The organism is Planktothrix tepida PCC 9214 (assembly GCF_900009145.1).
Taxonomy (GTDB): domain Bacteria; phylum Cyanobacteriota; class Cyanobacteriia; order Cyanobacteriales; family Microcoleaceae; genus Planktothrix; species Planktothrix tepida.
Window position 1 is genome coordinate 76,157 of record NZ_LN889796.1, and the last position, 15,167, is coordinate 91,323.

At 41.2% G+C, this 15,167-nt stretch carries 15 protein-coding genes; 6 read left to right on the forward strand and 9 right to left on the reverse strand.

The window, feature by feature from the left end; genetic code table 11:
* The first annotated feature begins 45 nt into the window (after positions 1-45).
* Positions 46-708, forward strand: a complete 663-nt coding sequence (locus tag PL9214_RS10915) for a phosphoribosyltransferase (protein ID WP_072719117.1) — start codon at positions 46-48, stop codon at positions 706-708.
* Between the two features lie 30 nt (positions 709-738).
* Positions 739-1,029, forward strand: coding sequence for a hypothetical protein (locus tag PL9214_RS10920; protein ID WP_072718848.1), 291 nt, complete (start codon positions 739-741; stop codon positions 1,027-1,029).
* Here the strand turns inward: PL9214_RS10920 and PL9214_RS10925 are convergent.
* Positions 1,018-1,407, reverse strand: coding sequence for a VOC family protein (locus tag PL9214_RS10925; protein WP_072719118.1), 390 nt, complete (start codon positions 1,405-1,407; stop codon positions 1,018-1,020). The genes PL9214_RS10920 and PL9214_RS10925 overlap by 12 nt on opposite strands.
* A 67-nt stretch (positions 1,408-1,474) precedes the next feature.
* Here PL9214_RS10925 and tftA point away from each other — a divergent pair, with 67 nt between their 5' ends.
* Positions 1,475-2,839: a hormogonium tapered terminus morphoprotein TftA gene (gene tftA, locus PL9214_RS10930; protein ID WP_072718849.1), complete on the forward strand. Its 1,365-nt coding sequence runs from the start codon at positions 1,475-1,477 to the stop codon at positions 2,837-2,839.
* A gap of 103 nt (positions 2,840-2,942) precedes the next feature.
* On the opposite strand, the gene PL9214_RS10935 is transcribed toward tftA, so the two are convergent.
* The 3 genes from PL9214_RS10935 to PL9214_RS10945 form a co-directional block, all read right to left on the reverse strand.
* Complete coding sequence (locus PL9214_RS10935; protein ID WP_072718850.1) at positions 2,943-3,320, reverse strand: type II toxin-antitoxin system VapC family toxin; 378 nt, start codon at positions 3,318-3,320, stop codon at positions 2,943-2,945.
* Positions 3,307-3,543: a type II toxin-antitoxin system Phd/YefM family antitoxin gene (locus PL9214_RS10940; protein ID WP_072718851.1), complete on the reverse strand. Its 237-nt coding sequence runs from the start codon at positions 3,541-3,543 to the stop codon at positions 3,307-3,309. The genes PL9214_RS10935 and PL9214_RS10940 overlap by 14 nt, the downstream gene beginning before the upstream one ends.
* 136 nt (positions 3,544-3,679) lie before the next feature.
* Complete coding sequence (locus tag PL9214_RS10945) at positions 3,680-4,456, reverse strand: hypothetical protein (RefSeq protein ID WP_072718852.1); 777 nt, start codon at positions 4,454-4,456, stop codon at positions 3,680-3,682.
* 242 nt (positions 4,457-4,698) lie between these two features.
* Here PL9214_RS10945 and cobA point away from each other — a divergent pair, with 242 nt between their 5' ends.
* Positions 4,699-6,309 carry a uroporphyrinogen-III C-methyltransferase gene (gene cobA, locus PL9214_RS10950; RefSeq protein WP_072718853.1) on the forward strand — a complete coding sequence of 537 codons (1,611 nt, stop codon included), beginning with the start codon at positions 4,699-4,701 and terminating at the stop codon, positions 6,307-6,309.
* Between the two features lie 228 nt (positions 6,310-6,537).
* Entirely contained in the window at positions 6,538-7,725 is a 1,188-nt protein-coding gene (locus tag PL9214_RS10955) for a tetratricopeptide repeat-containing S1 family peptidase (RefSeq protein ID WP_072718854.1), read from the forward strand.
* Between the two features lie 35 nt (positions 7,726-7,760).
* Here PL9214_RS10955 and PL9214_RS10960 read toward each other — a convergent pair whose 3' ends face one another.
* Together PL9214_RS10960 and PL9214_RS10965 are read right to left on the reverse strand one after the other, a co-directional pair.
* Positions 7,761-8,846: a saccharopine dehydrogenase family protein gene (locus PL9214_RS10960; RefSeq protein ID WP_072718855.1), complete on the reverse strand. Its 1,086-nt coding sequence runs from the start codon at positions 8,844-8,846 to the stop codon at positions 7,761-7,763.
* A gap of 15 nt (positions 8,847-8,861) precedes the next feature.
* Complete coding sequence (locus tag PL9214_RS10965; protein ID WP_072718856.1) at positions 8,862-9,650, reverse strand: cyclic nucleotide-binding domain-containing protein; 789 nt, start codon at positions 9,648-9,650, stop codon at positions 8,862-8,864.
* Positions 9,651-9,824: 174 nt separating this feature from the next.
* On the opposite strand from PL9214_RS10965, the gene cobJ reads away from it, so the two are divergent.
* Entirely contained in the window at positions 9,825-11,675 is a 1,851-nt protein-coding gene (gene cobJ / locus PL9214_RS10970; RefSeq protein WP_072718857.1) for a precorrin-3B C(17)-methyltransferase, read from the forward strand.
* Positions 11,676-11,758: 83 nt separating this feature from the next.
* Here the strand turns inward: cobJ and PL9214_RS10975 are convergent, their stop codons facing one another.
* The 3 genes from PL9214_RS10975 to mnmA form a co-directional block, all read right to left on the reverse strand.
* The gene (locus tag PL9214_RS10975; RefSeq protein ID WP_072718858.1) at positions 11,759-12,424 is read right to left on the reverse strand and encodes a peptidoglycan-binding domain-containing protein; all 666 of its coding nucleotides are present in this window, start codon (positions 12,422-12,424) and stop codon (positions 11,759-11,761) included.
* Positions 12,425-12,508: 84 nt separating this feature from the next.
* Positions 12,509-13,789, reverse strand: a complete 1,281-nt coding sequence (locus tag PL9214_RS10980) for a M16 family metallopeptidase (protein ID WP_072718859.1) — start codon at positions 13,787-13,789, stop codon at positions 12,509-12,511.
* A gap of 280 nt (positions 13,790-14,069) precedes the next feature.
* On the reverse strand, positions 14,070-15,158 hold the full coding sequence (gene mnmA / locus PL9214_RS10985; protein ID WP_072718860.1) for a tRNA 2-thiouridine(34) synthase MnmA: 1,089 nt from the start codon (positions 15,156-15,158) through the stop codon (positions 14,070-14,072).
* Positions 15,159-15,167 lie beyond the last annotated feature (9 nt).

Sequence of the window (15,167 nt, forward strand, 5' to 3'; positions counted from 1 at the left end):
AACCGTCATTATAGAGGTGATGCGATTGCCGAGGGCAAGCAGATGATGTTATCCACACCCCTATTTCGAGATCGAACTCATGCTGGTGAGGAACTCGCAAAAGAGATTGTGTTACAGATGAGTTTTGATAGCCCCCAGGAGGAGCAGAAAATTGTTGTTTATGCCTTACCTCGTGGGGGTGTACCCGTTGCGGTTCCCATTGCTCAACGTTTACAATGTCCGTTGAGTGTGATTGTTGCTAAAAAAATTACCCTCCCCGATAACCCAGAATTGGCTTTGGGTGCAGTTACATCCGATGGTCAGGTTCTGTGGTCAAAACGAAAACCCCTGAATTTGAGTTTGCAACAGAGGATGTTACAGGAGGCTCAAACAAAAGCGCAGCAAGCCTGGGAACAGTTATCTCCCAGTTGTCCCCCGGTGACACCTCACGGAGCTTTGGCGCTGGTGGTCGATGATGGTATTGCCACTGGAATGACAATGGCCGTCACGGTGAAAGCCTTAAAAGCTCATCAACCCCTGGCAATTTGGATTTGTGTTCCCGTCGCGCCCTTGGAATTAATGCCTTATATGCAGGAATGGTGCGATCGCGTGATTGTGTTAGAAACTCCCCATCCGTTTTTTAATGTCAGTCGGTTTTATGAAGAGTTTGAGCAAGTCGAAACCCAAACCGCCTTATCGCAACTGCAACACCAAATCTGGCTACAATGAATAACAATTTATAGTTCTCGATTAACCATCATGAGAAGTTGGCGTTTTTGGTGGCAAACTTTTGTCTTTTCAACCCAATATAATCCCCCTCAGTTTGTAGAGCTCTTGATGTTACTCTTAGGAATTCTTTTACTGTTCCTTTGGAGTTTAACCGCACAGTGGCCTTATTTGGTTTTGTCTCTGAGTTATGTTGCGGGATCATCCACATCAATGTTAATTCGAGAAGCTCTGACTCCTTCCCCTCATCTGCAACTGACCCAAGGTTTAGCTATCGTATTATTAATTCTGAGTGCTTACACCTTAATTGATTTAGTCGGATGAAAAATTGTCGGGAATTTCATATAAAATTAAACGATTTCCCATCGGATCATAAGCATAAATTTCCCGACCATGAGAAGCGGTTATAATGTCTCCAGGTGGTGGATATCCAAGACGTTTTAAATGGGCGATCGCAGCTTCTAAATCCTGCACTTCCAAACACAAACTCATTCCGGTTTTCCCCCCCGAAGAAAATTCAGAAATATGGGTCGGTTTAGGTTGAAAAATTCCCAATCTTAAACTCGGTAACTGAAATTCTGCATAACGATGGGGAATATGCGAAACGGGTTCTATTCCCAACAAGTGGGTATAAAAGTTGACCAGAATTTCGATTTTAGGGTCAGCAAGGGTGACAAAAGCCTCTTGGCAGTGTAAAACCATAAAGGGAAGTAAAAATTTAATCACGCAATTGCCCTCAATATTAAACTTAAAGTCGAGAGCTTAAACAATGGGACGAATTTTTTTATCCGCAGGTCATGGAGGATTTGAAAATGGTGTAAGAGATCCGGGTACCGTTGCAGGCGGGACAACGGAAGCCCAAGAAATGATTCGCATTCGGGATTTAGTCGTTAGCGAATTGCGATCAAGGGGGTTTCAAGTGATTGTGGTTCCTGATGATCTCAGCCAAACTCAAACGATTGATTGGATTAATGCTCATTCTCAATTTGGAGATGTAGCTTTAGAACTGCAAATGGGTGGATCATCTAACCCTTCAATTCGGGGAGTAACCGCTTTTTATATTGCGGGAAATTCCCAACGAAAAAAACAAGCGGAATCCATTTTATTATCCCTTTTGCAACAAGTTCCTCAACTTCCCAATCGAGGCGCAAAACCCGACACTGAAACGGGATTAGGAAGCTTAATTTTTATTCGTTGGATTGCGATTCCTTCCCTCTACTTAGAATTAGGATTTCTAACCAATCCCACTGATCGGGCTTTAATTCAAACCCGACGACGAGATATTGCCATTGGAATTACCAATGGATTAATCAGTTGGTTAAATCAGGACTCTACAAATCCGATTCCAACCGTTCCTCCCGGTACACCAGTTTATGGTTCTATTGGGATTAATATTAATGGTCGTCGCTATGGAGAAAATGGAATTTTAGTAAATGGAAATGCCTTTATTCCCATTGATTTAGTCGATAAATTAGGATTAAATTTATCTCAAATTTCTAATAGAGTCAGAAGAATTCGATACAATAATATTGTTTATATTCGTGCGATAGATTTAAGAAATTGTGGTATTTCCGTGAGTTGGGATAATCCCAATCGTAGTGTTGTGTTGCGTTCTAATATTCGTCCCTATAATAGTCAAATGGATCAAATTATGGGTAATGGGTTAACTACAGAAGTTCAACTCATTATGTTTATTAAAACCCATGATTCTAATCTAATCAATAGCGTTCCTCAAATTGCCAAAATCTATCGAGAAGAAGCCAGTATTGAAGGAGTTAATCATGATATTGCCTTTTGTCAAATGTGTTTAGAAACCAACTTTTTACAATTTGGGGGAATTCTCAAACCTGAACAACATAATTTCGGCGGTTTAGGAAGTTTAGGAGGCGCTTCGGAAAGTGCGTCTTTCCCCACAGCAGAAATTGGAATCAGAGCCCATATTCAACATTTAAAAGCCTACGCCAGTCATGAACCTTTAGTTCAAGATATTGTCGATCCTCGGTTTGAATTTGTCACCAGAGGAATCGCCCCCTATCTACAACAATTAAGCGGTCGCTGGTCAGACGATCCCACCTACGGTGAGCAAATTTTAGCGTTAGTTAGAAGACTCTATGAACTATCAGGATTATTATAATGGGATGGGAAATATAGCGATGTGCGATTATTAGCCTAAAGTTTAAATACATATTTATATTCCATCCTTCAATATCTGGGATATAATCTCTATTGATTATCAATCATTCCCATTTCGCTTGAACATAATTCGCTAAAATTATGTTGTCTTTTGTCAGTAAAATATTTCCATTTACCCCTGCATGAGCAACAATAAGGCGATCAAAGGGGTCACGAGTCCAATCTAATCCCAGACTATAACCAATCACTTTATTAAAATCTTGCTCACAAATTCTCAAACCGATAAGATTGCCCAAATCAGCAATAATGGGATCTGGCTGTTCTGAAATTCGTCCAATTTCGTAGAGATATTTCAACTCCAAACGTACCATCGGTGAAATGTAGAGATCATGAGTATTCATCAAAGACCTCGCTAAATCACTCAATTTGTCCGTTAATCCTGCATACAGCCAAACTACAATATGAGTATCAAGGTAGATCAAGATTGACCTCCTGCTCCCAATTAAGATCAATCAAATCGTCCGGTTCTCCTAAAATAACATGAGGACGATATACCAAGTTCTGTAACTTCTCTAACTTTTCTACGGGGACAATGCGAAGACGTTTCCCCCCCCGATCAATTTCCAAAGGTATCCCTGTTCTTAAAATCTCGTCGAGCAAATTGTCAAGATTACCTTGTAATTCCTTTGGTGTAACACTTTTCATTTTTTTCTCCTTGTATAGATTATATTATATGAAATCTAATTATAAATGCTATAGATGATTCCCCCTAACCCCTTTAACAAAAGGAGTTTTTGGGGGATCATGAAGGGATGGAATATTACTATCAACAACCAACCCATTACGCCTCTTTGACAAATCGAATAATTTCTCGAACATGATTAAGAAATTGCCCATCAGCACTTAATTGAGCGATCGCATTTTCTGCCTCTTTTTGTAAGCGATGATGTTCCGATTGATTCGTCGCTTTCAAGGTTTCTAAATTAGCCGTTAAATGAGTTAACTCTTCACGAATAGCTTGCCATTTTTGTTCTTGTTGAGTTGCCCAAGAATCAGGATATTTTAGGTTCAATTTTCGCTCTAACTCTTTTAAGGTTGTTTCCAAAATTTCAAAGCGATTTCGCAATTCTACAACATCCTCACGGGGATAGGAAAATTGACGACGAACCATTGCTAATCGAGTGGCTAAATATTGATAAGCACGCACCGAAGGCCGTAAAATCGTTAACAGTAAAGCCGCACCTGCACCCCAATAACCCACCACACTAATTCCTAACCAAGCTAACCCATAAAGTCCGATAGTGGATAACAAATGTAAACCCAAAGCAACCCAAAGAGAACGTTGAGCTAACTGAGTGACATATTGCACTTGTTGTTCTTCAACAAAAATCCCCTTTTTTCTCGATTCTTCGGCTTCGGCTAAAACTTCTTTCGCCTCAAAATGAATATTCCAAGGAACCGTTACAATTAACAATAACCACCAAAAAACGGCACAACCAATGACCCAATCTAAAAAGCTTCCCGCCGGAATATGTAACCAGTGCAAAACACTAAAGGTGAGTAAGAGAACTACGGTTAATCCTAAACCGAAATCACCATAATTAAACTGTATTTTCATAAAGATTCAACTCTCCTCAATAATTAGTAGGGTGCGTAAGCTCCGCGCACACACCACAAACCCTAAATGTTTTAAAGGTCATGACCATTGACCATCACAAAGTCAATCCACCCCACTTCTGTTCCCCGATTATGAAGAAAAATAATAATATTTTGATATCCACTGTGACACTTCTTAAAGCTTCATACCCTTGAGTTAGGATAAAATTAAATTCAAACCTTCACTTCTCTAAAATTCTACCAATGATTGGGCAAAAAGGAAAAGTTTATTTAATGGGAGCAGGGTTAGGAGAAATTGCTTATCTAACCTTACAAGCTCAAGCATTACTCTCCCAAGCAGAAGTCATAATTTATGATGCTTTAGTTGATGACTCTATTTTAACATTAATTCCAGCAAATTGTTTAAAAATTAATGTCGGAAAACGAGGCGGACAGCCTAGCACTCCCCAAGCAGAAATTAATCAATTATTAGTCGAATATTGCCTGAGAGGAAAACAAGTCATTCGTTTAAAAGGAGGTGACCCGTTTATTTTTGGACGTACCACTTCCGAAATTCAAGCCTTAATTGAATCTCAATGTAACTTTGAAGTCATCCCCGGACTTTCATCCGCTTTAGCTGCACCAACTCTCGCTTCTATTCCCCTAACAGACCCGGTGATGAGTCGTTGCTTTGCAGTCATGACCGCCCATGATTTAGAAGCCTTAGATTGGCAAATTGTTTCGCAAATTGAAACCTTAGTCATTTTAATGGGAGGACGAAATTTAGCTGAAATTGTCCATCAACTGCTACGCCATGAACGACTACCCCAAACCCCCATTGCTATTATTAAATCTGGGGGTTGTCCTCAACAAAAAGTCTGGATCGGTACATTAAATGATATTGTAGAAATAACAGCCCATGAATCTTTATCTCCCTGTGTAATTGTAGTAGGTGAAGTCGTGCGCTTGCGAGATTTCCTTAACCCTACCCAACACTCTTGGCAACCAAATCAACCCCTAGAAAATTCTATTTTAAATCTGGATACTATGAATCTACTTTTATTCGGAAAAACCATATTAATCACTCGTTCTGCTGAACAATCCAGTCAATTTAGCGACTTATTAAAAGCACAGGGCGCAACGGTGATAGAAATGCCTGCTTTAGTGATTACTCCTCCCTCCAGTTGGGATAGTTTAGATCAAGCCATTGAACAGTTAGAAAAAGGTTCTGAAAATCATTTTGATTGGTTAATTTTCACCTCTTCTAATGGCGTTGAATACTTTTTTAATCGCTTAATAAACCTGGGAAAAGATATTCGCAGTTTAGGTCAAACTAAAATAGCCGTTGTCGGGAAAAAAACCGCAGCCAGTTTGCAAGAACGTTGTTTAAAACCAGATTTTATTCCCCCAGATTTTGTGGCAGATTCCCTCGTTGAACATTTCCCCGAATCTTTAGAAGGTAAACGAATTTTATTCCCCAGAGTAGAAACGGGAGGACGAGAGGTTTTAGTTCAGGAATTAACCACAAAAGGAGCAACGGTTGTGGAAGTAGCAGCTTATGAATCTGGCTGTCCTGAGAGTATTTCTCCTGACGTTTTAGAGGCGTTACAAAGTCAAAAAATTGATGTGATTACCTTTGCGAGTTCTAAAACCGTTAAAAATTATTACCAGTTAATTCAATCCCTCCCTGAACACACTTTACCCCCCAATTATTTAGACTCGATTTGTATTGCTTCCATTGGCCCCCAAACCTCTAAAAGTTGTATCAATTTATTAGGACGGGTAGATGTTGAACCTCAAGAATATACCTTAGAAGGATTAACGCAAGCCATTATTAATTATTTGATTTGTGCAGCAGATGTTTCTGCCTGCTAATTGTTTGTTAAATAACTTTAAAATTGATGGTTTGCTAATATTAGAGTACAACATCACCCCCTCATTGATATTAGCTTAAAATAGAAGTTACAAAAAGGATGAACAAAATCTCGTGAAATTACGTCTATTGATCAAATTGTCGTTTTATGAATTTCAGCCGAGTTTTTAATGGGTAGTAGGTAACGGATGATGGCAAATCAAGTGGCTTTATTATCGAGGATTTGAATTATGGGTTTAGGGTGGTTTGCGTCGGACTCTTTTCTTTATCTCGTAACCGGAACAGCAACGGTGGCGGCTATCGTTGTCAGTCAATCAACAATTGTGATGGCAAAAACAGCGCAACAGGTAGCAGAAATTGCCGAACCGATTACCGTACAAATTAATAGTCAATTAGGAGATGGTTCTGGGGTGATTATTGCTAAAAATGGTAATATTTACACGGTGTTGACTGTTAATCATGTTGTCGAAGATCCAACTGTGGAATATAGTGTGCGAACTTCTGATGGAAAAAATCATCCGAGTCAGAAGATTATTCGTTTACAAAATGATGATCAAGAACCGGATTTAGCGATTATTAAATTTGAGAGTTCTCAACAGTATCCGGTGGCAACATTAGGTAATTCTGAACAAGCCGTAATTGGTGCTCAAATTTATGTTTATGGATACCCAGCAACGGGGGGATTAACAGGTGTTGAACGGGAACCGGAATTATCCCCTGGATTAGTCACCAGTCGCCCGAAAAATCGTCCAGAAGGCTATAATTTACGCTATCAAGCGGTGACTTGGAGTGGGATGAGTGGGGGGCCGGTTTTTGATTCGGAAGCCCGTGTTGTTGGCTTACATGGACAGGGAGAATTTGGCTTTGCTCAAACCAGTTCCGGTGATGTGGCTCCGATTAAAACAGGATTTAATGCGGCAATTCCGATTAATTTATTTATGGCAAAATTATTAGAAACGGGTTTAAAATCATCGGATTTAGTCATTGATGAAAAACCGCCAGAAGTTAATCCGCTTTCCTGGGATCATCCCCAAAGTTATCAAGCGTTTTATTTTCAAGGATTAACCTTATTAGATCAGGGAGAAACTTGGGATGCGATTGGTGCGTTTAATCAAGCGATTGAATTAAACCCGAATACTCCAGAAGCTTATTTTAATCGAGGCATTGCCCGCACTCTTTTAGCTACTCGAATTATTGAACCGACTCGCGCTCCTAATCCGATAGAAGATTACACCGAAGCGATTCGTTTAAATCCGGGTTTTGCTGATGCTTATTATAATCGAGCTTTAGCTTATTTGCAATTAAATAATAAAGAAAAAGCGATCGCTGATTTCCAAAAAGCTGCTGAACTTTATGATAAATTAGGTCGAAAAGCTTCTTATGAAGATGCGTTAGAGCGTCTTAAAGAGTTACGATAAATTTAAGGGTGGTGCGTGCGCTTTGCTTACGCACCCTACGAGGTTTGAATGTTAATGCCTCGGTTGTTCATGGCGGCTTCAAATAAGGGAGTTGATAATACTTGTTCAACGGGCCAAACACCGGGTTTTTGCAGTTCTCCGTTTAAGCATAATTCTGCAATTGTTCCGGTTCCTATTCCCGCAATGGTAGCGGTATTTTCATGAACAATTGTTGAACAATAATCAACGGTTTTTCCTTGTTTAATTCCGGTGACACAAGACCGAACTGCTACTCCAATTCCACTCCAAATATCCGTAACATTGGTCATGCGATAACTGACTTGGGATAGAAACTCAATTACGGCTGGATTTTGTAACCAACTCGCCGGCCACCAATGGGCAACACTCCAGGTTAAATAATTATAAAAATCGGGAACTGTACCGAATTTTGTGATAACTGTTTTAGCTGGAAAAGAGTCTACTAAAGTGAAACATTCCGGCATATCAAACCAATAAACTCCTGTTTTTCCGTAGGGGGGAGGAAATTCAATGGTTTCTCGTTCACTATAGGGTTTAATGGTTTTCCATTCTCCATTTATCCACACTTCAAACGGACGTTGTAACCCGATAAATGTGGTTCGCATCACCGTCATTCCTGCACCGCCAGACCCCCCAACAACATAACTCAAATGGATTTTTTCAACTTGATCAAATTGTTCAACGCCTTGACGAACCATGCTATTAGAAATACCAGGGAAAATACCGGTATTAATAATAGCAGTAACTCCAGCTTTTTTAGCAGCTTCCGAATGCTCTAAAATCCGACTTGTAAAGCCACGATTATCGCTCACATCAATATAATTAACATTCTGTTGGATACAAGCTTGCAACACCCCAGTATCTCGATAATGAAATGGCCCTGCACAGTGGATGACTAAATCGGAATTTGCGATCGCAGTTTCTAATTTTTGTTGATCTTCTAAATCCAATTCTAAAACCTTAAACCGAGGATTAATCGCTCTATTTCCCGTCAGTTTCCGTCCAGTAATGGTAATTTCAGCAGAAGTATGTTGAGCTAAATCCTCAGCAACACTGTTGCCAATCCGTCCTCGACCTCCTAGAATTAAAACTCGCTTGTTCATAAGGGTTAATGTCCTTTATTCTAAATATTGAAAAACTGCATTAGCCGTTAATAAATTGGTAGCAAACAAAACTTGCTGCAAGTCACATAACCTCGATAAAGCTTCAATAGCTGGGGGATTAGATTCGCTTGTTGTCGGATCGCGTAGATACACAATCGCTTTAACCTGATCTAATAAAATTCGGGAACCAATGGCTGTTTCTCCTAAAATTAAATAATGAGATTCAATGACTTCGCTAACGGTTAAATTTGTTGTATCCTCTAAAAAAATCTTGAATTTATCAGAGGTAATAATCGAAAATTTTTCAATAATATGAAGATGATCCTTGACTAAATTAATCAAATCGGAAAATAAATTATTATCCGCTAATAATAGTATGATTTCTGTTGTATTTTCGGGGGGATTTTTGCGTAATTTATTCACCAGATTCCGAGTTGCCAAACTGATTAATTTAACGGCGACATAGGGTTGTTTTAATTTTAACTTTTCAATATCATCAAAAGTCATAATCGCGATCGCTCCATCACTGGCCGCAATAAAATCTGAGCGACGACCTTGGATAAATGCCATTTCCCCTAAAATATCTCCTGGGGTGCGACTGGTATTTTCCATCTGATCTCCCATAACGCTGACTTCCCCAGAGAGAATAATCCCAAAGGAGGAATCCTGACCTGTTTGGGGCAGAATCACTTGTAAATCAAAGAACTTGTGAATCGAAAAATACTCACTAATCAGTTCGACTTCTTCTGTATAAAATTCTCTAAAAATATCTAACTTTAATAATAATTCCGTTTTCTGATCCATTACAGATGCTCCGCCTTTTTACCTAAAATAAAATATTGATAACTTGATCCTAGGCTTTGTCCCGTTCAACACTTGATCAAGACTTAACTTTTTGTGAATCAATCAGAGTCTTCCCAATTTACAATCAAAAAGAAACAAGTTCTTTATTCTAATCTATAGTTGTCACCCCAACCGATGAGTTTTTCCCAATTTCAATCGTTTCAACCCATTGCTGCTATTGCCACCACCCCCCAGGCTGTACAACAACTTCAACCCCTTTGTCAAGGTTTAAATGCCATTTTGTGGATACCCAACACACTCCACCCCTTACCTGGAACACAAGTCTATTCCGGCTCTCTATCGGAACACCTAGCAACGCTTTGGTCAAGTCACCGAGGGTTTATTTTTGGTTTAGCCGCTGGTGCTGTGGTGCGATTAATCGCTCCTTTATTACAGCATAAATCCAGTGATCCTGCGGTTGTAGTGCTGGATCAAACCGGAAAATTTGTCATCAGTCTCTGTAGTGGACATCAAGGCGGCGCTGATCAACTAACTCGTTTAGTTGCCCGACAATTGAACGCCACACCTATTATTACAGGGGCAACTAACGCTTTAGGATTACCAGCGCTAGATTTATTAGGGCTTCCCTTTGGTTGGCGACAGGGGCCAGGAGATTGGACAGCCGTAAGTGGGGCGATCGCCAGGGGAGAACAAGTTAACGTGTTTCAGGAGGTGGGTTCAACGTTATGGCAAACAACTTTACCCCCCGCTCATCCTTTTGATTTTACCCCGAATTCAGAGGCGAAATTTCACATCTGTATTAGTTCTCAACGTCGAGTATCAGATACAATTCAAGTTCAGTGGTTTCCCAGGGTGTTATGGGTGGGAATAGGCTGTGAACGCAACACCCCTAGAGCATTGATTGAGAAGGCTATTGAGCAAACTTTACAACAGTATAATTTAGCGGAAGAAGCGATCGCAGGAATCGCCACTCTGGATATTAAAGGAGATGAACCGGGGTTAGTGGAGTTGTGTCAAGCCAAGCATTGGCCGTTACGCACCTTTCCCTCGGAAGTTCTGCGGGAGATAAAAGTGCCTAACCCGTCTAAGGTTGTTGAAGCCGAAGTGGGAACCCCTAGCGTCGCTGAAGCCTCCGCATTACAAGCCGCAGGAGTAAAAACGTTATTCGTTTCTAAGCAAATTTACCGAGATCAGTTACCAAGTGCTTCAACTTCCAACCGCATCGGACAGGCGGTAACGGTGGCTATTGCCCAAGCTGAACAGGAATATACTGGACGCACGGGACAGTTATTATTAGTTGGAATTGGCCCTGGTGAATTGGATCAAATCACTCCTGCGGCTCAAACAGCCATTGTCCAAGCGGATGTGGTCATTGGATATTCCTTGTATTTAGACTTAATTCGGCCTTTATTTCGTCCCGGTCAGATTGTTGAATCCTATCCCATTACCCAAGAACGTCAACGGGGAGAACGGGCGATTGATTTGGCTCAATGGGGGTTAACGGTGGCGGTGGTATCATCGGGGGACTGTGGCATTTATGGTATGGCGGGGTTAGTGTTTGAACAGTTACGCGCTAGGAGTTGGGATGGCAAAACTCCGATGGTGCAAGTGTTTCCGGGGATTAGTGCGTTACAGGCGGCAGCAAGTCGGGTGGGAGCTCCCTTAATGCACGATTTCTGTGCGATTAGTTTGAGTGATTTATTAACCCCTTGGGAGGTCATTCAAAACCGATTAAAAGCGGCAGCCCAAGCAGATTTTGTGTGTATTTTATATAATCCGAGATCGCGCACCCGCACAGAGCAATTACACACTGCTAAACGCATTTTTTTAGAAGCTCGTTCTGGCAATACTCCTGTCGCAATGGTTCGTTCTGCCTATCGTTGTGATGAGGAAATTACTATAACTACTTTAGAACAGTTTAATCCTGATGCGGTGGATATGTTAACAACAGTATTAATCGGAAATCAAAGCACGGGTATTTATGAAAATTGGATGATTACACCGAGGGGATATTTGGGGAAATAGAATAGAAATTGGGTTTGTGAATTCCTATTTTTTGAGGGTTTATAATTCTAGGGTTCGTAATGGAGCGCCCTACAATTATCCTATCAACGTAACAGAACCATCCAAGTTTCCGACCCAACAACGCCATCGGATTTGAGTTTAAATTCCGTTTGGGCGGCTTTAACCGCTAATTGGGTTTCCGGGCCAAATACCCCATCAACGTCACCTTTGAGAAATCCCTTCGCTTTCAAACGTTCTTGTAACCCTGTGACTGCTATTCCTTGCATTCCCAGACGCAATATCGGAAAACTAGGGTTATCGGGTGTAGTCGCTGCTGTTGCTGTATCCGTAGAATTACTGACAACAGGTTGCTGACAAACGGTATTATTTGTAACTGATGTAGCGGTGGAAGTTACAGGGGGAAATAAACGGTTCCAGGTTGTACTATCCGTAATGCCATCTGCGGTTAACCCGGCGAAGGTTTGAAACTCAGAAACGGCTTTTGCTGTTGCTTCCGAATAAATGCCATCAACAGCCCCCTGATAATATCCCAATAATTTTAGGGTCGCTTGCAGTTCAGAAACGTCCTTTCCCCGACTCCCCATTTGCAATACCGGGCGACTGACTTCTACGGCAATTTTTACCGGAGATAGATTCGGGGTTTGGGCAATTGCTGACGGTATCAAATTTAACCCGATAACAAATACGGAGGCTATGGGTAAATAACGGTGAATCTTGAACTTAAACCCTTGATGATTCTGTTGCTGCATAACAATCCTCCTCCCACCTTAACTTTAAGATTTCTGCCTGGTTATTGTACCAGCCAGAGGAAGGAGTTGAAAGCCGGAAAAAGCCTAGGACTGGGAACTTACAAAGGCTTCGGGGCCAACGACGGAAAGATAAGGTTCAATGAAATAGTGGTTAGCGACTCGTAAAGCTTCTGCTGAAGTCACCCCCGCAATATTAGTCTGAAATTCCGTATCAAATTCTATCCCTAACCCTAAACATTCGTACCAGCCATAGATTTGCGCCAGTTGGGAGTTGGTTTGTTTTCCTAAAGCATATTGACCCAAGAGTTTATTTTTAGCCACTTGCAAATCATCTGGCGTTAAGGGAATATTGACGAGACGTTCAACTTCTGTGCGTAACCCCTCAATGGCAATATCGGTATTTTCGGGTGCGGTTCCCATGTACACGACAAATTGAGACTGGTCGAGGCGAGTGGGAAAAAAGGCAGATACATCGTAAGCTAATCCTCGTTTTTCCCGCAATTCCACAAATAACCGACTCGATAAGCCATTTCCCAGATAGGTATTTAAGACTTTTAAGGCTGAATAGTCTTCATGGTTGACAGAACTGGTTAAATAGCCCAACATGACAACGGACTGTTGGGTTTCTTGAGGGGTAATGGCGCTTTGAGGATGGGGGGTTAAGGTGGGTAAGGATAATGTCGGTAAAGAAGTTTGAGGCGCTATCCAGTCGCCAAATACCCGTTCAATTTGTTCCATCGCGGCTTCTGGGGTAATGCGTCCGGCGATGGAAATAATTAAATTATCAGGACGAAAATAGGTTTGATGGAATTCTTGCAGGTCGGCGCGGCTGAGTTGGGAAACGCTGGCTTCGGTTCCCAGGGTCGATAAAGCGTAGGGGTGATGTTGGTACATCTGGTGTCGCAGTTGTTCAAAAGCGACAGAAAAGGGTTGTTCCCGTTGTGAGCGAATTCCCTGAATGGTGATGCGGCGTTCGAGTTCGATTTCGTCTTCGGGAAAAGAGGGAAACCGTAATAATTGCGCGGTTAAATTTAAAATATTTTCAAAATCGGAAGCAACAGTTTTTAGACTGATTAAAAAATAATCCGTTGACGTGTCTGCATTCAATTTAGCTCCAACGGATTCAATTTGTTCGGCAATTTCCAAGGAGGAAAGTTGGTTGGTTCCTTTGGTTAATACAGTGGCTAATAGATGGGAAAGTCCTGATTTTTCCTGGGGTTCCCAGCGGCTTCCCGTTCGCAAAAATAAACGAGTTGCAATAATATCAGCCGCCGGATTTTCGGTGACAAGCAGCACAATTCCGTTATCGAGAACGGTGCGATGGACATTACGAATGGTGGTGGATGGAATTAAAGTTTGGGTCACAGTTCCTCTGTTTTCCTTTGTGGTTGGGGATTAAGATCGGCGTTACTGCACTTTTTAGCACAAATAGACCCCTATTTGTAATCCGTGATTTTTTGGAATTATGTTTTGATGTTGAGCATCGGTATCAGTGAACCCAGTAAAATCCTATGTAATCTTACAGTTGTTTAGGATACAATTTTTTAAATTGCTCCGTACTCTTACGCAAGGAATCAGTTTTGCTGTTATTTCTCAACATCTTAAAAGGGTTAAATTGAATTCAATTTAACCCTCTAGGTAAAACTTATTTTTGCTGTTCAATAATTCCCCCTCCTAAGACTAAATCTCCGTCATACCAAACGGCGGCTTGACCCGGAGTAATCCCAAAGATAGGTTCATCAAAAATGAGTTTAACGCAAGACCCAATATTGGGATCAAGTTCTTCTGCTTCTGGGGAATTAAGGGGAACAACGGTAACGGGTTGAGGTTGTGACCGATAACGAATTTGCACTTCGGCGCGAATGGGGGTATCGGGTGGTGAAATCGACACCCAATTGACTCGTTTAATCAGACATTCTGTTTGAACAGCACTATCTCTATCCCCAACAATGACTTGATTTCGACCTGCATCAATTCCCACAACATATAACGGATTGGGGGCAGAAATTCCTAATCCTTTTCGTTGTCCAATGGTATAATGATGAATGCCTTCATGGTGTCCTAAAACTTTCCCCGTTGTATCAACAATATCGCCTTTTTTCCCGGTAATATATTTATCCAAGAACGCTTGCATGGAACCATTGGCTTCCACTAAACATAAATCTTGGCTTTCGGGTTTATCGGCGGTTTTTAAGTTATATTGACTGGCAATTTTACGGGTTTCAGTTTTGAGGACTTCTCCCAAGGGAAATAGCGTTCCAGCGAGTAAATCTTGGGTGAGGTCGTATAAAAAATAAGATTGATCTTTATTGCGGTCTACGGCTCGTTTTAATTGATAGCGATCGCGAGTTTCATCATAGTTAATTCTAGCATAATGACCCGTTGCAATCCGATCAATTCCTAACTGTTCACGGGCATAATTTAACATCGGCCCAAACTTCACCGCGCGGTTACATTGAGAACAAGGTAAGGGTGTAATTCCGTCTCGATATCCATCCACCAGATAGTCTACAATATAGGTTTGAAATAACTCTCGACTATCAACAATATGATGGGGAATTCCTAATTGTTCACAAATAGACGCTGCATCCACCATTCCTTCAGAACAGCATTGTCCTTTTCCCTTCATTAGCCACAGGGTTAACCCCACCACCTCATAGCCTTGGTTGTGTAACAAGGCGGCGGCGGCGGAACTATCGACTCCACCGGAAAGACCAACAACAACTTTGCTCATGATCCCATC